General features: G+C 50.9%; 15 protein-coding genes. 14 read left to right on the top strand and 1 reads right to left on the bottom strand.

What is annotated here, in order from left to right; all coding sequences use genetic code 11:
• Positions 1 to 95: 95 nt before the first annotated feature.
• Positions 96 to 395, bottom strand: coding sequence for a hypothetical protein (locus tag HNQ57_RS03805; protein ID WP_184461295.1), 300 nt, complete (start codon positions 393 to 395; stop codon positions 96 to 98).
• Between the two features lie 206 nt (positions 396 to 601).
• Here HNQ57_RS03805 and glyA point away from each other — a divergent pair, with 206 nt between their 5' ends.
• The 14 genes from glyA to HNQ57_RS03735 all read left to right on the top strand — a co-directional run bounded on the left by glyA (position 602) and on the right by HNQ57_RS03735 (position 19,815).
• Positions 602 to 1,864 (top strand): serine hydroxymethyltransferase, encoded by a 1,263-nt coding sequence (glyA, locus tag HNQ57_RS03800; protein ID WP_184461294.1) that lies wholly within the window; start codon positions 602 to 604, stop codon positions 1,862 to 1,864.
• A 134-nt stretch (positions 1,865 to 1,998) separates the two neighbouring features.
• The gene (nrdR, locus tag HNQ57_RS03795) at positions 1,999 to 2,472 is read left to right on the top strand and encodes a transcriptional regulator NrdR (RefSeq protein WP_184461293.1); all 474 of its coding nucleotides are present in this window, start codon (positions 1,999 to 2,001) and stop codon (positions 2,470 to 2,472) included.
• A 2-nt stretch (positions 2,473 to 2,474) separates the two neighbouring features.
• Complete coding sequence (gene ribD / locus HNQ57_RS03790; protein ID WP_184461292.1) at positions 2,475 to 3,605, top strand: bifunctional diaminohydroxyphosphoribosylaminopyrimidine deaminase/5-amino-6-(5-phosphoribosylamino)uracil reductase RibD; 1,131 nt, start codon at positions 2,475 to 2,477, stop codon at positions 3,603 to 3,605.
• Positions 3,606 to 4,280, top strand: coding sequence for a riboflavin synthase (locus HNQ57_RS03785; RefSeq protein WP_184461291.1), 675 nt, complete (start codon positions 3,606 to 3,608; stop codon positions 4,278 to 4,280).
• Between the two features lie 24 nt (positions 4,281 to 4,304).
• Positions 4,305 to 5,435 carry a bifunctional 3,4-dihydroxy-2-butanone-4-phosphate synthase/GTP cyclohydrolase II gene (gene ribBA / locus HNQ57_RS03780; protein WP_184461290.1) on the top strand — a complete coding sequence of 377 codons (1,131 nt, stop codon included), beginning with the start codon at positions 4,305 to 4,307 and terminating at the stop codon, positions 5,433 to 5,435.
• Between the two features lie 25 nt (positions 5,436 to 5,460).
• Entirely contained in the window at positions 5,461 to 5,922 is a 462-nt protein-coding gene (ribH, locus tag HNQ57_RS03775; RefSeq protein ID WP_008252422.1) for a 6,7-dimethyl-8-ribityllumazine synthase, read from the top strand.
• A 113-nt stretch (positions 5,923 to 6,035) separates the two neighbouring features.
• Entirely contained in the window at positions 6,036 to 6,533 is a 498-nt protein-coding gene (nusB, locus tag HNQ57_RS03770) for a transcription antitermination factor NusB (protein WP_184461289.1), read from the top strand.
• Between the two features lie 20 nt (positions 6,534 to 6,553).
• Complete coding sequence (thiL, locus tag HNQ57_RS03765; RefSeq protein ID WP_184461288.1) at positions 6,554 to 7,528, top strand: thiamine-phosphate kinase; 975 nt, start codon at positions 6,554 to 6,556, stop codon at positions 7,526 to 7,528.
• A gap of 12 nt (positions 7,529 to 7,540) precedes the next feature.
• On the top strand, positions 7,541 to 8,011 hold the full coding sequence (locus HNQ57_RS03760; protein WP_184461287.1) for a phosphatidylglycerophosphatase A family protein: 471 nt from the start codon (positions 7,541 to 7,543) through the stop codon (positions 8,009 to 8,011).
• Between the two features lie 33 nt (positions 8,012 to 8,044).
• On the top strand, positions 8,045 to 9,244 hold the full coding sequence (purT, locus tag HNQ57_RS03755) for a formate-dependent phosphoribosylglycinamide formyltransferase (protein WP_184461286.1): 1,200 nt from the start codon (positions 8,045 to 8,047) through the stop codon (positions 9,242 to 9,244).
• Between the two features lie 592 nt (positions 9,245 to 9,836).
• Positions 9,837 to 11,375: a TolC family protein gene (locus tag HNQ57_RS03750; RefSeq protein ID WP_184461285.1), complete on the top strand. Its 1,539-nt coding sequence runs from the start codon at positions 9,837 to 9,839 to the stop codon at positions 11,373 to 11,375.
• 6 nt (positions 11,376 to 11,381) lie between these two features.
• Positions 11,382 to 13,529 (top strand): ATP-binding cassette domain-containing protein, encoded by a 2,148-nt coding sequence (locus tag HNQ57_RS03745; protein WP_184461284.1) that lies wholly within the window; start codon positions 11,382 to 11,384, stop codon positions 13,527 to 13,529.
• Positions 13,526 to 14,704, top strand: a complete 1,179-nt coding sequence (locus HNQ57_RS03740) for a beta-barrel domain-containing protein (protein ID WP_184461283.1) — start codon at positions 13,526 to 13,528, stop codon at positions 14,702 to 14,704. The genes HNQ57_RS03745 and HNQ57_RS03740 overlap by 4 nt, the downstream gene beginning before the upstream one ends.
• A 425-nt stretch (positions 14,705 to 15,129) precedes the next feature.
• Positions 15,130 to 19,815 (top strand): beta strand repeat-containing protein, encoded by a 4,686-nt coding sequence (locus HNQ57_RS03735; RefSeq protein WP_184461282.1) that lies wholly within the window; start codon positions 15,130 to 15,132, stop codon positions 19,813 to 19,815.
• Positions 19,816 to 19,819 lie beyond the last annotated feature (4 nt).

Raw genomic sequence — 19,819 nt, 5'->3', positions numbered from 1 at the left:
GCGTGCATACTCCTTGTTTTATGTTCCGAGAGTTTTCCTGCTAGGCCCTTTATTTGTTGTTGTGCGCTATTTGCATCGCACAATTTCGGGGGCGATTAAAGCTGCGTTTCGTGGGCTTGGTAGGGGTTCGTGCCGCTTGTATCTTGTTTGATTGTTGGCGTGTGCCGTAGAGGAACTTGATGAAATTCAATGTCAGTGTTTGCTGTGATAAATGCGCATGCACCACCAATTGTCGGCTCGCCCTGTTTAATCGCCCGCAGCAGCCTTGGACGTTTCGCTGCGCCGCCTGTGGCGCCCAAATCGACATTACCATGACTGCAAATGTTGATAACGCTAAGGTTGTCACGCAGGTGCGGGGTGCCAGTAAACTCCATGAGCGCTGGCTTTGAACGCATCAGCTATCGCCTAAAATTTATTTCTCGTCGCCTCCGAATTTAGCCCAATAATAATATTGGGCTTTAATGTGCCTGCCGCGCTTGGTGCCCCGCCATTTTCAGGCGCGCGAATGTAATCGTTATGCCAACATTAAACGGTGCCGATAACGCGCATTTATTGTACAATGCGCGGCTTTTCAGAGCCTGTGTATGCCTCGGGGGTAGTGATGTTTAGTAAAGAGATGACAATAGCCGGATTTGACGCTGAAATTTGGTCTTCGATCCAAGAGGAAGAAGTGCGTCAGGAAGAGCATATTGAACTGATCGCGTCGGAAAACTACACCAGCCCGGCTGTAATGCAGGCGCAGGGCACGGTGCTGACCAATAAATACGCCGAAGGCTATCCCGGGAAGCGCTACTACGGCGGCTGCGAGTATGTGGATAAAGCTGAAACATTGGCTATTGATCGCGCTAAGGCACTGTTCGGCGCCGATTACGCCAACGTTCAGCCGCACTCCGGTTCACAGGCCAATGGCGCGGTATACCAAGCCTTAGTGCTGCCGGGTGAAACGGTATTGGGCATGAGTTTGGATGCGGGCGGTCACTTGACCCACGGCGCCAAGCCCAACTTCTCAGGCAAAACCTATAATGCGGTTCAGTACGGTTTGAATAATGAAACCGGCGAAATCGACTACGCCCAGGTTGAAGCCTTGGCCTTAGAGCACAAGCCTAAAATGATCGTGGCGGGTTTCTCTGCCTACTCCGGTATTGTTGATTGGGCAAAATTCCGCGAAATCGCCGATATGGTTGGCGCCTACCTGATGGTCGACATGGCACACGTTGCCGGTTTAGTTGCCGCTGGTATTTACCCCAACCCAATTCAGTATGCGGACGTGGTAACGACCACCACCCATAAAACCCTGCGCGGTCCACGCGGCGGTTTGATTTTGGCCAAGGCCAATCCTGAGATCGAGAAAAAACTGAACTCGGCGGTATTCCCCGGTGGTCAGGGCGGCCCGCTGATGCATGTTATTGCGGCTAAAGCAGTTAGCTTTAAAGAGGCGATGACCCCTGAGTACGTTACCTACCAAAAGCAGGTAGTGACCAACGCCAAGGCGATGGCAAAAACCTTTATTGGTCGCGGTATTAATATCGTCTCTGGCGGTACTGAAAACCACCTGATGTTGGTCGACCTCATCGGTAAGTCCTACACCGGTAAAGACGCCGACGCCGCACTGGGCGCCGCAAACATCACCGTTAACAAAAATGCGGTGCCAAACGATCCGCGCTCACCGTTCATCACCAGTGGTTTACGCGTTGGTACGCCTGCGGTGACCACGCGCGGCTTCAAAGAAGCAGAGTGCGTAGAACTGGCTAACTGGATGTGCGACGTGCTTGAAGCATTGGAAGCTGGCGATGCCACGGCCAAAATCGAAGAAGTGAAAGTGAAGGTTCTGGAAATCTGTAAGCGCTATCCCGTATACGCTTAATGCTGGACGGGAGGCGGGAGACGCAAAACAGTTGCGGCGCATCGCGCCGTTTTCTTAGCGTCTTCCGTCTCCCGTCAAGCGCCTCCCACACTGTGCTAAACTTTGGCAATATTAAACGCCCCTGAGGCAAAACCATGCGCTGCCCGTTCTGCAATTTTGACGACACCAAAGTAATCGATTCTCGGCTGGTTGCCGAGGGTGGACAGGTTCGTCGGCGGCGGGAGTGTTTGTCCTGTTCTGAACGTTTTACCACCTACGAAAGCGCTGAGCTATTGATGCCCAAAATCATCAAGAGCGATGGTTCTCGCGAGCCCTTTGATGAAGCCAAAATGCGCTCTGGGGTGCTAAAGGCCTTAGAGAAACGGCCGGTCAGTGTTGAGCATATCGAGGCGGAAATCAGTGGCATCAAGCGTCGTATCCAAGCAACCGGTGAACGTGAAATTGGCAGCCGCGATGTCGGTGAGCAAGTGATGGAGGCCTTAAAGGCGCTAGATCATGTCGCCTATGTACGGTTTGCATCGGTGTACCGCAGCTTCCAAGATTTAGATGAATTTCGCGCCGAGATAGACCGTTTGTCGGCCGAACCTCGGGCAGGAAAAGCGGACTAGTAATGAGTTTCTCAGATATAGATCGTGAGATGATGGCGCTTGCTTTGCAATTGGCAGAGCGCGGCCGTTATAGCACCAGTCCAAATCCGAGAGTAGGTTGCGTCATTGCGCAGCATGATAAAGTCATTGCACGGGGCTGGCATATTCGCGCCGGCGATGGCCACGCCGAAGTGAATGCCCTCGCGCAAATAGCGAGCGCCGAAGATTGCACTATATACGTCACACTTGAGCCCTGCAGCCATTTGGGCCGTACGCCACCCTGCGCCGACAAACTGGTTGCCGCCAATGTGGCCCGTGTCGTGGTTGCCGTTGAGGATTCCAATCCGCTGGTGGCGGGGCAGGGCATCGCGCGTCTGAGAGACGCAGGTATTCAGGTGGATGTCGGTTTAATGGCCGCGGCGGCGGCGGAATTAAACAAAGGCTTTATGCGCAGGATTAACGGCGGTTTGCCGTGGTTGCGTTTGAAATCGGCCAGCAGTTTAGACGGTCGCACCGCGATGGCGTCGGGTGAAAGCCAGTGGATTACCGGCGCGGCCGCGCGCCAAGATGTGCAGCGTCTGCGCGCACAGAGCTGCGTTATTGTCAGTGGCGTTGACACTATTTTGCACGACAATGCCCAGTTTAATGTTCGGCCCGAGAGTTTTGCCCCCGAGCAAGTGAATGAATTTTGGCGGCAGCCTTTGCGGGTTATTGTTGATTCGACGCTACGTACCCCAGTTAACGCCAAGCTGTTTGACGAAGGTGGCGAGGTTATTATTGCTACCGTGGTGCAAGACCCGGAGCGCTATGCGCCCTTGTCTGCGGCGGGCGCAATTATCCTCAGCCTTGAAGATGACGGTAACGGCCGCGTGTCGCTGCCTGCCCTGATGCGCTATTTGGCGGACCTGGGCTGTAATGAGGTCTTGCTCGAAGCGGGGCCAACATTGACGGGTTCGGCGCTGCGCGCGGGCCTAGTAGACGAGTGGTTTGTGTATATGGCGCCGAGTTTGATGGGCAGCTCAGCCAGACCCCTAGTGGATTGGCCGATGACCAAGATGGCTGGCCAGCAGGCACTGGAAATCGTTGATATTCGCGCAGTGGGTAAAGACTGGCGTATCCACTGCCGTCTACCTGCATTACTAGGGGGCGCATAGGTGTTTACCGGCATTATCGAGGCCTGCGGTAAGATCGCCGCCACTGAACTGCGCGGTGGCGATTTACGTCTGCGCGTGCAAAGTGCTGATTTACCCATGCACGAGGTCAAACTTGGCGACAGTATTGCCACCAACGGCGTTTGCCTGACGGTGGTAGAATTGCTGGCTGACGGTTACTGGGCTGATGTGTCTAGAGAAACCTTGGCCCACAGCAGTTTCGCGCAGGCCAGCGTTGGGCAGGCGGTAAATTTAGAGCGGGCCATGCTAGCGAGCAGCCGGTTTGACGGCCATATTGTCAGTGGCCACATTGATGGCGTGGGCCGGATCGTGAGCTGCGAAAAAGATGCGCGCTCGGTTCGACTGCGGGTAGAGGCGCCAGCAGAGCTCGCACGCTATATTGCGACCAAGGGGTCAATTTGCGTCGATGGCGTGAGCCTGACCGTAAATCGTATTGAGGATCAGGTATTTGATCTCAATATCGTGCCGCACACCGCAGCGCAAACAATTATTCAGCACTACCGGCCCGGCGCCGCAGTAAATTTAGAAGTCGATGTTGTCGCCCGCTATTTAGAGCGTTTATTACAAGCGCAAAATAGCGAGGCGGGGGGCGCACGTGCACAAGGCGTGTCGATGGCCACCTTGGCAGAAAATGGGTTTTTGACAGCGCGCAAATAAAGCGTGCAAATAAAGGCAATGACTATGGCGTTTAGCAAAGTAGAAGAACTGGTTCAGGACATTCGTCTGGGTAAGATGGTTATTCTCTTAGACGACGAAGACCGCGAAAACGAAGGTGATCTGGTGATGGCGGCAGAGTGTGTGCGCCCCCAAGACATCAATTTTATGGCCAAATACGGTCGCGGCTTGATTTGCATGCCGATGACCAAGGAACGCTGTAAGCAGTTGAACCTGCCCTTGATGGTTGACCGCAATGCCTCGGGTTTTGGTACCAAATTCACCCTATCGATTGAAGCGACCAAGGGCGTAACCACCGGTATTTCGGCGGCTGACCGCGCTCACACCGTGCGCACTGCCGCAGCCCGCAATGCAGTGGCTGGCGATATTGTGCAGCCTGGCCATATTTTTCCGCTAATGTCTGAGCCAGGTGGCGTATTAAGCCGCGCTGGTCACACCGAAGCCGCCTGTGATTTGTCGCGTTTAGCCGGTTTTGAAGCCACTGGCGTGATTTGCGAAATCATGAACGAAGACGGCACCATGGCGCGCCGCGAAGATTTAGAAATATTTGCCGCCGAGCACGATTTAAAAATGGGCACCATTGCCGATCTCATTCACTACCAAGTGTTGAACGAGCAGACCATTGAAAAAATTAGCAGTGGCACCATCGCCACAGACTTTGGTGATTTCGAACTGCATGCCTACAAAGATTCCGTCGCTGGCGAAATCCATTTTGCACTTCAAAAAGGCGCTATCGATGCCGCTACGCCAACACTGGCACGGGTGCATTTGGGTTCCACCATTCGCGACTTACTGCAAACTCAACCGCCGGGCTCAACCACCGGTTGGAATATGCACCGCAGTTTGGCCACCGTCGCCGCAGAAGGTGGTGTAGTGGTATTACTCGCTCACCGCGAAACGTCAGAGTCGATATTGGCTGACCTCGGCATTGCCCAAGGTTTGACGCCGCCGCTGCAGGGTGACAGTGTGCAATACCAAACCACCTACTTTAACGTTGGTCTGGGTTCGCAAATATTACGCGATGTTGGCGTGGGCAAAATTCGGCTGATGGGTGCGCCGGTTAAGTACAATGCTATCTCTGGTTTCGACCTAGAAGTAGTGGAATTTGTCAGCCCCGAAGACGTTGGCCAAGCCTAATTAATTAAGACTTTAAGGAACGACTATGAAAACGATTGAAGGTACTTTCACTGCGGTTGGTGGTAATTACGCGATTGTTGTGGGCCGCTGGAATAGCTTTGTGGTTGAGAGCTTGTTGGAAGGCGCTCTAGATTCACTGCGCCGTCACGGTGTTAAAGAAGACAATATTACTATTGTGCGCGCCCCCGGCGCCTTTGAAATTCCGCTGGTATGCCAGAAGGTGGCAGACAGTAAAAACTACGACGCCATCATCGCCCTTGGCGCAGTTATTCGCGGCGGCACCCCGCACTTTGAATACGTTGCCGGCGAGTGCGTGAAAGGCTTGGCACAGGTTTCTATGCAATACAGCGTGCCGGTATCCTTTGGTGTGTTGACGGTAGACAGCATCGAGCAGGCCATTGAACGCGCGGGTACTAAAGCGGGCAATAAAGGCGAAGAAGCGGCCATGTCTGCCATTGAGATGGTGAGCCTGCTGAAGCAGCTCTAAGTTTTGTCGTGTTAGTTTTGGTAAATGATTTTCGCGTCACCCATTCAGTTTCTGGTAAGCGGTGGCGCGGTTTTTTAAATGTGGTTTTATCCACTGTGAATGAGTAAATTTTTGTGGCTAATCGTCAGCAAAGTCCGTCCCATAATCAGCTTGCCGCAGGTCGTCGCAAGGCCCGTCACTACGCGATGCAGGCACTGTATCAATGGCATATGGCTGGCCAGGCCCTGAGCGTTATTGAAGCTGAGTTTCAAGCTGACTACGACATGAGCAATGTCGATAAAGAATTTTTTCACGATTTGGTGCACAGCATTCCCGCCCAGCTCACCGACTTGCACGGTCTGTTTGAAAAGCATCTAGACCGCAAACTTAGCGATCTCGACCCCATTGAATTGTGCCTGTTACGCATGGGCAGTTATGAACTGCTACGCCGTATCGATGTGCCGTATAAAGTGGCGATAAACGAAACCATCAACCTCGGTAAACGCTTTGGTGCCACTGACGGTTATCGCTATTTAAACGGTATTCTAGACAAGGTGGCAATGGAGTGTCGCGGGGTTGAAGTAGCGGCAGAACGCGGTAAATCTCCCAAACCAGCAAGCGACGCCGAATAAGTCGGCGCTTAGCGAAGCTTATGCCGGTATCTGAATTCCAATTAATCCAACAGTATTTTAAGGCAGGCGCCGCTGCGGCGCAGGCCTGCCCCAACTCACCGGTGCGTTGCGGTATTGGTGACGACTGTGCGGTTCTCGCATTGCCGGCAGGAGACGAGCTACTGGTGTCAGTCGACACCTTGGTGGAGTCAGTGCATTTCCCTGCCAATTATCCCTCAGACTTACTTGCCCGTCGCGCCTTAGCCGTGTGCGTTAGCGATTTGGCGGCTTGTGGTGCAACACCGCTTGGCTTTACCTTGGCCTTAACACTGCCCAAGGTGGACGAGCCTTGGCTGGCGGGCTTTGCGGATGCCTTGGCCGTCGCCGCCGCGGAATTCGGTATTGTACTGGTGGGCGGCGACACCACGCGTGGGCCGCTGTGCTTAAGCCTGCAAGTTATGGGCTCGGCGCCAGCGGGCACCGCTATTTTGCGCAGTGGTGCGCGTCCCGGTGACCTAGTGTTTGTCTCTGGCCAGCTGGGTGATGCGAGAGCGGCACTGGCTTACCTAGATAAACCGCTGGCGCAGCTAAGTGCGGCAGAGACAGCCTTGCTGGCCCGCTACCACTCGCCAGAACCACGCTTGGCCCTAGGTCAACAGCTGCGAGGCCTCGCCAGCGCAGCGGTCGACATATCTGACGGTTTGGCCGCAGACCTTGGTCATATTCTCAACGCCAGTGGCGTGGCGGCGGTGCTGTATACCGAGCACCTAGCCTTGTCGGCGGCGCTCACTGAAACGAATTCCGAGCGCGCCATTGAGTTTGCCCTTAGCGGCGGCGACGATTACGAACTGTGCTTTACCGTGCCCGCTGAACACCGCGAGGCAGTGGTGGCGCTCAGTGCTGAATTAAATTTGCGCCTCACAGAAGTCGGTTATATCGACATTGGTGAAGGCCTTGCCTGCTATGCAGCCGACGGCGGTGTGATAACGCCTGCTGCTGGCTACCAACATTTTTGAGTGGTACACCCAATGAAAATACCCGTCTCATTACTTAAAAACCCAGTGCATTTATTGTCTCTTGGTTTTGGTAGCGGACTGGCGCCTAAAGCGCCGGGCACCTTCGGTACAATCGCCGCCCTGCCATTTTGGTATGTTTTGCAATTTTTGCCACCGGCCTATTATGTGGTGGTCTTGATCTTAGCCTTTATGCTTGGTGTATATCTCTGTGGCGCCACTGCCGACGCCTTAGGCGTGCACGATCACGGCGGCATCGTCTGGGATGAATTTGTCGGCCTGTGGATTGCACTGTTTATGGTGCCAATGCATCTTGGTTGGATCCTTTTAGGTTTTGCTTTATTTCGCTTATTTGATATTTGGAAGCCCTGGCCAATACGGGTGTTGGATGCCAAGGTGCACGGCGGCTTTGGCATTATGATCGACGATGTGCTGGCCGGTGTTTACGCTTATCTAACGCTGCAATTATTGTATGTGTTGAGTTAAAAAATTAATTATTAAGTATTTGCGAGGACAATCATGGTTTCTTTAGGCACGCCGTTTAGCGACAGCGCTTGTAAGGTTTTACTGTGTGGCGCGGGCGAACTCGGCAAAGAAGTGGCCATCGAGTTGCAACGCCTAGGGGTGGAAGTGATCGCCTGCGACCGCTACGCCAATGCCCCGGCAATGCAGGTTGCCGACCGCAGCTATACGTTTTCCATGCTCGACGGCGCCGAATTGCGCCGAGTGATTGAACTAGAAAAACCCGATTATATCGTGCCAGAGATAGAAGCCATTGCCACCGACACCTTGGTCGAGCTCGAGCGCGAAGGCTATAACGTTGTACCTACTGCGCGAGCAGCACAGCTCACCATGAACCGTGAAGGCATTCGGCGCCTGGTTGCCGAAAAACTGGAGCTGCCTACGTCAGCCTACCGCTTTGCCGACAGCAAAGACGAGTTCGATGCCGCCGTGGCGGAAATTGGCCTGCCCTGTGTGATCAAGCCCATCATGAGCTCCTCGGGCAAGGGGCAGAGCTTGGTGCGTCGCCCCGCTGAAATCGACGCGGCGTGGACCTATGCCCAAGAGGGCGGCCGTGCCGGTGCAGGCCGAGTGATTGTGGAAGGCTTTGTCGACTTCGATTACGAAATTACCTTACTCACCATTCGCCATCGCGGCAGTGATGGCGTAGACACCGCAACCAGTTATTGCGCGCCGATTGGCCACCTCCAAAAAGACGGAGACTACCAAGAGTCGTGGCAGCCGCAGCCCATGTCTGAGACCGCCTTGCAGCGCGCTCAGCACATGGCCGAGCAAGTCACCACCGCACTAGGTGGCTGGGGTTTGTTCGGTGTAGAGCTATTTGTAAAAGGTGATGAAGTGATCTTCAGCGAAGTTTCGCCGCGTCCCCACGACACCGGCTTAGTAACATTAATCTCTCAAGACCTCTCAGAGTTCGCCCTGCATGTTAGAGCCATACTGGGCCTGCCCATCCCCAATATTCAGCAGCACGGCCCCTCGGCCTCGGCGGTCATTTTAGTCGACGGCAAATCAAGTCGCGTGCGTTTTGGCAATCTCGACCACGCCTTAGATGTAGCCGACACCCAGCTGCGTTTATTTGGTAAACCCGAGGTGGACGGCAAGCGCCGCATGGGCGTGGCACTGGCGCGCGGTAGCGACATCGACGAAGCCCGAGCCAAGGCCTTGGCGGTGGTTGAAGCCTTAACGGTGAGTTTATGAGCTCCGCTTTAAAGAGGTTTTTTTGGTTTTAATGCATCTAAAATAGCTATGCAGCGCCATTGTCAGGCTTGTTTCATCAATAATATTGATTGATACATGTACGGCGATAACATCTGTTTTGGCAGGTGAAAATCGGAATTATGATTGCGCGAAGCCCTTTAGCTCTGACGAATTGTTGGTCGTGACTATGCTATTGTTGCCGGAAGCTGGCGCTGCTTGTTCCAGCCTACGTTTTGTCCGTGTATATGCTTGTGACGCTGATATGTAGCCGCCCATGATGGGCGCCTTAAGATTTAGTTCCGTTGCTTGCTTTGGGACGATCTGCTAGGATCGCGCTGGAAATTTGTTGCTGGCCGTGCGGATAATGGCGTTTTTTAGTTTCAGCATTCAATAGCGAACGAGCTTTTGCCTGTATTTACAGGTAGCCAATAAGGAATATTGGTTTGCTCTAGGTAGTACGCACAGGGAGGTGCAAGTAATTGACTTATAATGCTTTAAGTTCGGGCGATGCGTTTCTTTCGCCGCCAATATTCCGAAAATTCGATTCTCGTGCTACCTCGTTCATCAGCCACCGCAAAAAGACGTTGGTGGTATGAGCAGATTTGCCTCAATCAGCGATAAATACGCCTTCCCCTGCGCTAGGATTGGTCATACTGCTGCGTATATGACTTTGGTAAGCGCTGCATTCGTTCTCGCTGCCTGCTCCTCGAATAATATCAACTCCACCACTACCTCTACGCCACCATCTGTCCAATCTAATCCAAGCAGAGATTATTTGTATTCCGAGGTTTTGGTGGACTCTGCCTCAGATTCAGCAAATGCCGCGCAGCGTTATGGCTTGCGGAGTGAGTCTTATCAAGATGTTGATGTATTGGATTTGGCCAGTGATCAATTCATGCAGCTTTCTAACGATCAGTCGTATGAAGATGGCGTCTTACCGCTCGGAATTACCTTAGCAGAGGTGTGGCGCAATCACCCTAATGTGGTGAGGGCGCTGTCGGAGGTTACTGCGACTGGTTTCGAAATTTCTGGCGCCAAGACGGGGTATTACCCTTATGTGTCAATTAGCGCTGCGCAGGCGAGCAACGATGCATCGCAAACTACGCTAAGTGTCGTGCAGCCGCTGTGGTCGGGGGGGCGAACCCGCGCCGAAGTGAAGGAGGCGCAGGCGAATCAGAGTAAAGCATTAGCTGAATTGAATTCCCTCAGGTTAAATCTCGGCTTGGAAACGGCTGATGCCTACTTGAGTGTCGTGTTGGCAGAAGAGCAGGGCATGCTGTGGGTAAGGTATATAAAAAGTCTTGAGGGATTGCTAGGTACCATATCCCGGCGGGCAGAGCAGGGGGTGTCACCGCCAGCCGATATCCAGACAGCGCAAACCCGCTTGAGCCAAGCGCGAGCTGGGCTGGCCGCAAGTAACTCGGTGTTGCTTCGCAACCGCTTGCATTTGGAATCCTTAATCCATCGCTCAACAGTGCATTTGGCATGGCCGGATCAATCTTATGCGCTGACGCCTGAGGAAAGTTTGCGGGTATTAAATAATAACGCTGTGAGCGCTCACCCGAGTGGTCAGCAAGTATTGTCAGAAATAGAATTACAGCGCGCCAATGTACGTTTGGCGAAGTCCTCCATATTTCCTCAGCTGAGTCTTCAATACACCACCCAGCTCGACCAATCGGCGGGTGATTTTACCCCAGATTCCTCTACCCAATTAGTATTCCAGATGCAGTCTAATGACGGCCTGCGCGGCATAAATAGCTATCGTGCTGTTTTGCAACGGCTGCATGGCGCTGAGCAGGATCTAATCTACGCAAGGCGGGATGTAACTGACGTGCTCAGCACGGCATACGCAGAACGGGCAGTGGCAGAAAACCAGTTTTATGCGCAAGTTGAAGCGGCGGGGGCAGCGGTGAAACTGGTCGATAGTTTTTTGCGGCAATTTAAGGTCGGCCGCAAAGCGTGGTTAGAGGTGTTGAATGCTCATCGCGAAGCGCATGAGGCACTGCTCCAAATATCCACTATAAGAAAAAATTACTGGTCGGCCAATATACGTTTAGCGCTACAAGGGATGCTCTGGACACGTTTGAGTAAAAATGCACCGCCAACACATATCGCAATCAAGGAAGAATAAGTCTGTATGTTAAATGCGATACCAAAAAACGATATTAAAAAATCAACGGGTGTTAACGCTCTGATTGAAATGGCTCATCGGCGCGGTCTGCATGCGTCCTTGCTTGAAGCAGAGTTAGCGTGGGATTTTGTAACCGTAGCGCATGAGCACGATCGCTTGGTTGCGGCGTGGAAACATTTATTCCAAGGCCACACTGCAACAGAGACTCGGCTAAGTTTGTTGTCGAGTGCGCAATTACCCGCGTGGGTTGTGGTAGATGACAATATTGGGGTTGTGCATAAAGTCGCTACGTCCGAGTCGGGGGCAGACATATTTTGGCTGGACAGTACGCAAAATAAAACGGACATCGATCCCACGACGAAAGTGTTTACACCTGTAGTACCCTTTGCAGAATCGCAGGACTCTTATCTTAAAAAGGTGCCAAAAGGTCTGGCATCGAGCGCAATTTTTGCAGGCATAAAAGCCCACGCACCGTTATTTCGGCGTATGGCGGTAGTGTCGATATTCATAAATTTAATTGCAGTTTTGGCGTCACTTTTTGTTATGCAAGTTTACGACAGGGTAGTGCCGAACTTTGCTTACGCCACCCTTTGGTTTTTGTCGGTGGGCATGTTACTGGCTTATATCTTTGATGTGGTGTTTAAATTAGTGCGTTTAAAAATGATGGAGGCCATGACCAAGCACCTTGATGAGGCATTGTCGCTATTTGTATTTGAACGACTACTGGGGTTAAAGCTAGATCGTCGCCCGTCTCGGCAAGGTTCTCTGGTTGCACAGGTTCGCGATTACGAATCGGTAAAGGCGTTTTTTACATCGTCGACCATGTTCTCCCTAGTTGATCTTCCCTTTATTTTCCTTTTTATTAGTGTGATATATCTCATTGCAGGACCGGTAGCGCTGGTGCCCACTGCCTTTGTCGTGCTGAGTTTGTTGATGGGGCTTATTGCTTATCGCCCGATAGCACGCTTACAGCAAACTAATAATGACGCTGTAGTGCGCCGCCAGGGTCTTCTGTTTGAAGCCGTTGCCGGTGGTGAGATTATCAAATCTCAGGGTGGTGAGGCGAAGTTCAGCGATGCTTGGCTAGCGGCGACACGGGAAACCTGCGACCGGGGTGAGGAGCTTAATTACGTAACCTCAATAGCGCAGATCGCGACGAATTTTTTCCAGCAAGCGTCGTATGTCGGTATTATTATTGTTGGCGTTTATGTTATCGAAACAGGTGAACTGACCATGGGGGGATTAATAGCGTGCTCCATTTTGGGTGGGCGCACGCTGGGGACAATCTCCAATATTTCGTCGCTATTACTACGCTGGCATCACGCGAATTACTCCATGAAAATACTCGATCAAGTACTGGCCTCGCCTAGCGATGAGCACCCTTATCGAGAAGCCAATACGCGATCTTTGCCACTTGATCTACAGCTGAATGAGCTTCATTACCTTTATAGTGGTGCGCAAACGCCCCAATTTAGTGCTGCCGATTTACAAATACCTGCAGGCACAAGAATAGCGGTACTTGGTCGAAACGGCAGTGGTAAATCCACGTTGTTAAAATTATTGGCGGGCATAGCCACACCCTCTCAGGGGCAAATTCGAATCGCTGGTTTAGATTATGAAGTGTGTAGGCAGAGTTGGCTGCGTGAAGTAATTGGCTACCTTCCTCAAGACCCTCGCCTGTTCTCCGGCACATTACTCGACAATCTTACCTTGGGAATGAGCATGCCGAGCGAGGAACAAGTCATCGCTGCGCTCGAAAAAACCGGATTGCTAGACGCGGTAAAGCGTCACCCACTTGGATTGCAGCTGCCCATTGCCGAGGGTGGCGCGGGTATGTCTGGCGGGCAACGACAGACCGTTGGCTTAACGCGCTTGGTGTTGCAAAACCCCAAAATCTGGCTGTTGGATGAGCCCGCGGCGAGTTTGGATTCTGTGTTAGAGCAGAAAGTAATCGATATTATTCGCGACTTGCCCACTGACCACACGGTGATTTTTACCACGCATAAACAATCCTGGGTGGAACTCGCTGACCGAGTGCTACTGATTGAAAATGGCGAAATAAAGGCGAATCAATTGATCGACCCTGCAAGCAAGAAAAAGGCTGCGCCATCGAATACGCGAGTTGGTGTGGTTAATGTTGGAGCGGCGCAATGATTTTGGCCGAACAATTGTTTTCTAGAACCCGCCCCATTGATGTCGGTTTTGCTGGCCGCGTATTGTGGTTAATGGCAGTTGTTATGCTGGCGTCTATTGGTTGGGCAAATTGGGCCGTGCTTGATGAGCAGGTGCGTGCTGTAGGCGAAGTCATTGTCTCCAGTCGTTCGCAAGTCGTGCAGGTTGTCGACGGCGGTGTGCTCTTGGTGTTGCACGTAAAAGAAGGGGATATTGTCGAGGCTGGTGATGTTCTTGCCGAGCTCGATCAAGTTCGGTTTGCGGCAAATGCAGCTGAAACGCGGTCCAAGGCTATCAATCTAAAAGCCAATGTCGAGCGTCTAAACGCCGAGTTAACTAACGTTCCGCTGTATTTCTCCGATGATGTTGCCGCCGAAGCGACGGTGATCGCTCGGCAAAGTGATTTACATCGCCGTCGCTTGCGTCAGCAACGGCAAGAAAGCGAAAGCATTAACAAATCCTTAGCGCTGGCCAAGGAAGAAATGGTCGCATTAAAAGACTTAGCGTCAACCGGTGATGCATCGCAGTCAGAACTCCTTAATGCGAGGCGGCAGGTGCTTGATTTACAAGCAGAGTTAATTAACCGCAAGAATGAGTATCGTCGCGATGCGCAAGAGCAGTTGGCGAATACCCAGGCCGAGCTTGAGCAGACCATGCAAATTCTTCGTCAACGGGAGGAGGCGCTGTCGGCGACTACTATCACGGCGCCGATGTCCGGTGCGATCAAAAACGTACGAGTGACCACGCTTGGCGCAGTGCTAAAGAGTGGCGACGAATTATTGCAAATTGTGCCGTCTGACGAGCCTTTGCTGATAGAAGCTCGCATTTTTTCCAAAGATGTTGCCTTTGTTCGGCCCGAGCTTCACGCAAATGTAAAACTTGATGCCTATGATTTTACGGTTTATGGCTCCCTAGCAGGTGAAGTCAGCTACGTTAGCCCAGATACTATTGACGAAGATTTAAAAAATAACGAAGAACCGTATTATCGCGCGCTTGTTAAAATAAATAAAATTCCGGAGCGGCCTGGAGTGGACCCAATGCAGGTTATTCCGGGAATGACGGCAACGGTAGAAATAATCACCGGCCATAAAACGGTGGCGCAATACCTAATGAAGCCCCTGCGAAGGGGTAGTGCTGAGGCATTAACGGAGCGTTAGTCAGTGATTTATTTGATTTTATAGAACCTTCGTCGTTGATATATTGTGATGCTTCAACATGACTGATCCGTTTAGACGGGATTAGTATTTAAATTCTAATTAAGTGCGCGTTTAGAGTTAATGAGAAGTCTTAGGCTATGCCGCTAAGCTCTTTGAAGTAAATAGGCAATGAATGTAGTAAAAATTTTAGAAAGGTGTTGACGTCTATAAAAGGCTGACGTACCTTTTGCGGAAGTGATATAAGAATATGTCAAGTTGGTATGTGTACGTACCAACGTCACACGGAGCTATCTACAAGGATTGTGATGGTGTGTGATACGGCAGGCGGAGCCTGTTATTGACTTTATTTATGGCCTGTTTTTTAGCAGTACCCGTAAAGAAATTCCGGCAGGATGCCGGATAGCAATCGTACCCAGGAGATACAAATGAAAAAGCAAGGAACGCAAGACCAATCAGTAGTGGATGTGGATACGACGGCTGTCGAAGCATTAGCTGCTGAACAAACTCAAGCCATTGCCCTCGACGATGGTGCCTCCCTCGAAATTGAAAATCTCTTTGAAGACGAGAAAAAGCTTGAAGATGAAGCTTTGCTCGGCAAAAACACCAGCGAAGAACAATTAGTTCAAGTTGCTTCATCTGACAGCGGCATGGCGGCTATGCTGCTTGCCGACGTCAATGCTCAAGCTGCAGGTGGTGCAGCCGCCGGTGGCGCTGCGGCAGGTGGAGCTGGCGCAGCTGCTGGTATATCGACTACCGCTCTGTATGTTGGTGGTGGTGTTTTGGCAGTCGGTGGCATTGCAGTGGCGGCCGACGATGACGATAGTAAAAGTGCGCCACCAACACCAAATACAGCGCCTGAATTTGCCGCTCCTCAGCAAGTGGTAAACGCTACAGAAGATACACCTAAAACTATTACCGTTGCTGCAACTGACGTGGATGGAGATACTTTGACATACACGGCCGCTGCAGCTAGCAATGGTGTAGTCGTCAACAATGGCAATGGCCAATTCACCTATACTCCAAATGCTGACTATAACGGCTCCGACAGCTTTGTTGTGACAGTAAGTGATGGCAAAGGTGGTAGCACCACGCAAACGATTAATATATCGGTAGCGGCCGTCAACGACGCGCCCACCACTGCTGCAAGCCAAACCGTAAATGCTGTTGAAGACACTGCGCAAACTATAACCGTGTCAGCCTCAGATGTTGATGGCGATGCCTTAACTTATACTGCGGCTACACCAACAAATGGATCAGTAGTTGCAGGCAATAGTGCCGGTGAGTTTATCTACACACCTAACGCGGACTTTAACGGTCCCGATAGCTTTGTTGTGACAGTAAGTGATGGCAAAGGTGGTAGCACCACGCAAACGATTAATATATCGGTAGCGGCCGTCAACGACGCGCCCACCACTGCTGCAAGCCAAACCGTAAATGCTGTTGAAGACACTGCGCAAACTATAACCGTGTCAGCCTCAGATGTTGATGGCGATGCCTTAACTTATACTGCGGCTACACCAACAAATGGATCAGTAGTTGCAGGCAATAGTGCCGGTGAGTTTATCTACACACCTAACGCGGACTTTAACGGTCCCGATAGCTTTGTTGTGACAGTAAGTGATGGCAACGGTGGTAGCACCACGCAAACAGTTAATGTAAACGTGGCAGCGGTTGCTGAGGCTTATACTCTTACTGTAGCGGCGACAGATTCAGTCGAGGGTAATGTAGGTTCAAATAATAAGTTGAACTATATTTTGACTTTAGATAAAGCGCCGCCAGCTGATGAAGCCGTAACTATTACAGTCGCTACAGCTCCTGGCGATACTAACCCCGCGTCGGCTGGTTCCGATTATGTCTCTGGCTTGACTCAAATTACGTTTGGTCCGGGCGAAACACAAAAGCTGTTTTCTGTTGATATAAATGGCGATACTGCATTCGAGCAAGACGAATCTGTTAAGTTGGTTATTACTGCGCCAAGTAATATTACCGTTGCTGGTGACTTAGAAGCCTTGATTCTAAATGATGACTCGAATCAGCAAAACGCAACTTTGGCTGACGATACTATTGTTGGTACAGACCAAGATGACGTGTTTACTGCCGGTACTGTTAACAGTGGTGGTTTTGGTGGCACTCAGCACACCTTAGGCTCTGCGGATAGCTTTGACGGTAAGGCCGGCAGTGATACATTAAAGCTCTCGGATAATACCTTCGGCAACTTGGTGTTGAACTCGGTAAGTGTTGAAAATATTGAAGCGCGTATTTTAGGTAATACCTTGACGACCTTGGATTTTGCAGGCGCTACAGATGTTGAACAAATTACCAATACCTCTCAAGCGGGTAACTTCTTTACCGTAAATAGTTTGAATAATGATGCGAAATTTATTCAAAAAGATGGCGCAGCTGTAACCACTATTAATTATTCACAAGTTGGTACCCAGAATATCGATAACGTGCTTGATGTCGATATGAACAATGCCAACGGTGCGGTATTTAACTTCAATGCTGCTCAAACTGCGGGCATAAACACTCTGAATCTGACTGTAAATGGTCCTGTAGTTGGAAACGCTGCGGCAACCACTACTATTGGTAGCGGCACCATTACTGGTGTGAATAACCTCACAACAGTAAATCTGTCAGGTAATGCAAATGTAGCTGGTGCGGGTAACCTCGCCGAAGATGCAGCTCCTGCTATCTTCAACGATGTGACTACCTTCAATGCTGCAGCCTTAACTGGTAATCTGAACATTAACTTGCTGGGTGATGCCTTAGCTGGGCCAAGTGCAGCAGACCGTAATATCGCATTTAATGGTGCTGCCGGTAATAACTCCTTGGTAATTGGCCAAGGCAATAACGCGATCGTAATGCAAGGCGGCAACGATCTGGTTGTAGTGTCTTCTGTCGGCTTAAATGGCAATGACTCATACGTTGGCGGTGCTGGTAATGACACCTTGGAAATCCACTTCAATGCCGCGGCATCGGCAGCGACAACTATAGACTCAGTTAGTGATACTGTGGCTCAAGCGTTGGCGAAGACCACTGGGGTTGAAACCTTGGTAGTAGATGTTTGGAATGAAGCTGCTGAAAATGTAAACCTAAATGCTTCTTTGGCCAATGGCTTCAGCACTATTGTATTCGACGATACATTTACTGATGCCGGTGCGGTATTCCCAGGAGTTCCTAACCAACCAAATGTGCAAGATCTGGATATATCTGGCCTCGTGACTGTAACTCAAGTCAGCGATGCTCAGAAATTTAGTTTTGTAACAGACGATGTTAACTCTGCTACGTTCACTGCCGCTGCAGGTCAAAGTGTTTTAAATGTGAGCTATGCAGGCAGTGATGCTGTAGAAGAGGGTGGCCTTGATGATGACGCATTCGGTGCATTAACGGCAAACGGCTTCAGCCAAGTTAATTTGGCTGTGCAAAATACCGTTAACGGTAATGTTGCTGGTAACCCTTCAACGGTAAACATTAACAATGTCTTCTTAGACGATTCCGCCACATTGACCCTGACTGGCGCTACCGACTCTATATTCATTAACATAGAGCAAAATAGCCCAGGAACTACTCTGTTCAATGGCACAGTAGATGCGTCAGGCTTGACAACAACGGCAACTCTGGGAGCGCCGAACGCCTTCTTGTTTGAACAAAGCAACGTTGGCTTGACCATGCGTAATGTTACCTTCACTGGTACAGGCCAAGCTGATCAGGTATTCGCTACAGCGGGTGATGACGTTCTGAATGGCGGAGCAGGTGCAGACCTTTTAATCGGTAACGCTGGCGATGACAAGATTTTCGGTGGTGCTGGCAACGACATTATTGCAGCAGGCTCAGACAATAACCTAGCGGCTCCTTTGGTTGGGGTTTCAGAAGGTATTGATTACCTAGATGGCGGAGATGGCAACGATACATTCCTGTTTACTTTCAACGCCACAGCTGGCCAAGAAGGTATTACGTCTGCTGATACTGTTATTGGTGGCGCAGGTAATGACACCGTGCAGATATTGACCCCAGGTGCTGTGCTGAACGACCAGATTTTCTTCAACTGGAATGGTGTAGAGAATTTGACTTTGGCAAATGGTGCCGGTAGCCAAGTTACGATCAACTCAATTGGTTTGGCCGCAGGTTTAAGCAGTATTACTGGCGGCAATGGCAATGATATCTTTAACGTTGGTGAAGGCTTCACTGGTCCATTACGAATCGATATTTCTGCAGGTGGATCGGATACATTGGTTGGTGCGACCGCTAAGGGTGCAATCACTGTATTTGGACAAGCCGCAGATATCGATGCTGGGGATTTGTTGACTGCCGGTATCAACGTTGCTGACCGCCTGGTTTTGGAAGCTGATAACTCAGTACCTGCAAACCTTGATAACCTCAGAGGTGTAGAATTTATTGATCTTATTTCTACTGCTGCGCCAAATGGAGCAGACGTGAGTATAGTATTTGGAGCGGTAACTGGCGATGCAGTGTTAAATAGCTTAAGTGCAGGGGTTAACTCCTTAACTATCGATGCGTCCGGTTTGGTGAATGTTGTTGGTAATACTGCAAATGCAGCAGTTGATGCAAGTGCGATTTCGGTTACTGCCAAGAATATCGTATTAACTGGTGGTGAGGGTAACGATACTTTGTTGACTGGTGCTGCAGACGATATCATCAATGGCGGCGCTGGCAGCGATACTATTACTGGCGGTTTGGGTAAAGATTTGCTGACAGGTGGTGCTGGCGCGGATATCTTTGACTACGACGCTAAGGCGGAGTCATCAACTGGGGCTGCTACTATCGATCAAATTATGGACTTTGTAAGCGGAACTGATGTGATCGACGTGGACTTTGCAGCAATGTTTGCTGGTATAGCAGTAGCTCCGGCTCCGGCTGGTGGGTCAGATCTAAATGGCCTTAACTTTGCGGGTAACCAAGCAAGTTTTGGTCAGGCCCAAGGTGCGCTCACCCAGAACGATGGTGTTATGGATTACGTCTTCCAGACAGATACCAACACTTTGTGGGTAGATGTTAACGATGATGGAACGTTGAACGGCAATGATTTGCAGATCACTCTGGTAGGCGTGAGTTCCATTGCGCAATTTGATGTGGTTGATTTCGCCGTTTAATTTG

Source organism: Zhongshania antarctica (assembly GCF_014202945.1).
Lineage (GTDB): Bacteria > Pseudomonadota > Gammaproteobacteria > Pseudomonadales > Spongiibacteraceae > Spongiibacter > Spongiibacter antarcticus.
This window is presented reverse-complemented; position numbering and strand designations above follow the sequence as displayed.

Bases quoted from the DNA above. Each gene is read 5' to 3' on its own strand.
- thiL (WP_184461288.1), top strand. From the start codon at position 6,554: ATGCCGGTATCTGAATTCCAATTAATCCAACAGTATTTTAAGGCAGGC.
- HNQ57_RS03735 (WP_184461282.1), top strand. From the start codon at position 15,130: ATGAAAAAGCAAGGAACGCAAGACCAATCAGTAGTGGATGTGGATACG.
- purT (WP_184461286.1), top strand. From the start codon at position 8,045: ATGGTTTCTTTAGGCACGCCGTTTAGCGACAGCGCTTGTAAGGTTTTA.
- HNQ57_RS03805 (WP_184461295.1), bottom strand. From the start codon at position 395: ATGCGTTCAAAGCCAGCGCTCATGGAGTTTACTGGCACCCCGCACCTG.
- HNQ57_RS03740 (WP_184461283.1), top strand. From the start codon at position 13,526: ATGATTTTGGCCGAACAATTGTTTTCTAGAACCCGCCCCATTGATGTC.
- HNQ57_RS03760 (WP_184461287.1), top strand. From the start codon at position 7,541: ATGAAAATACCCGTCTCATTACTTAAAAACCCAGTGCATTTATTGTCT.
- HNQ57_RS03745 (WP_184461284.1), top strand. From the start codon at position 11,382: ATGTTAAATGCGATACCAAAAAACGATATTAAAAAATCAACGGGTGTT.
- glyA (WP_184461294.1), top strand. From the start codon at position 602: ATGTTTAGTAAAGAGATGACAATAGCCGGATTTGACGCTGAAATTTGG.
- nrdR (WP_184461293.1), top strand. From the start codon at position 1,999: ATGCGCTGCCCGTTCTGCAATTTTGACGACACCAAAGTAATCGATTCT.
- ribBA (WP_184461290.1), top strand. From the start codon at position 4,305: ATGGCGTTTAGCAAAGTAGAAGAACTGGTTCAGGACATTCGTCTGGGT.
- ribH (WP_008252422.1), top strand. From the start codon at position 5,461: ATGAAAACGATTGAAGGTACTTTCACTGCGGTTGGTGGTAATTACGCG.
- HNQ57_RS03750 (WP_184461285.1), top strand. From the start codon at position 9,837: ATGAGCAGATTTGCCTCAATCAGCGATAAATACGCCTTCCCCTGCGCT.
- ribD (WP_184461292.1), top strand. From the start codon at position 2,475: ATGAGTTTCTCAGATATAGATCGTGAGATGATGGCGCTTGCTTTGCAA.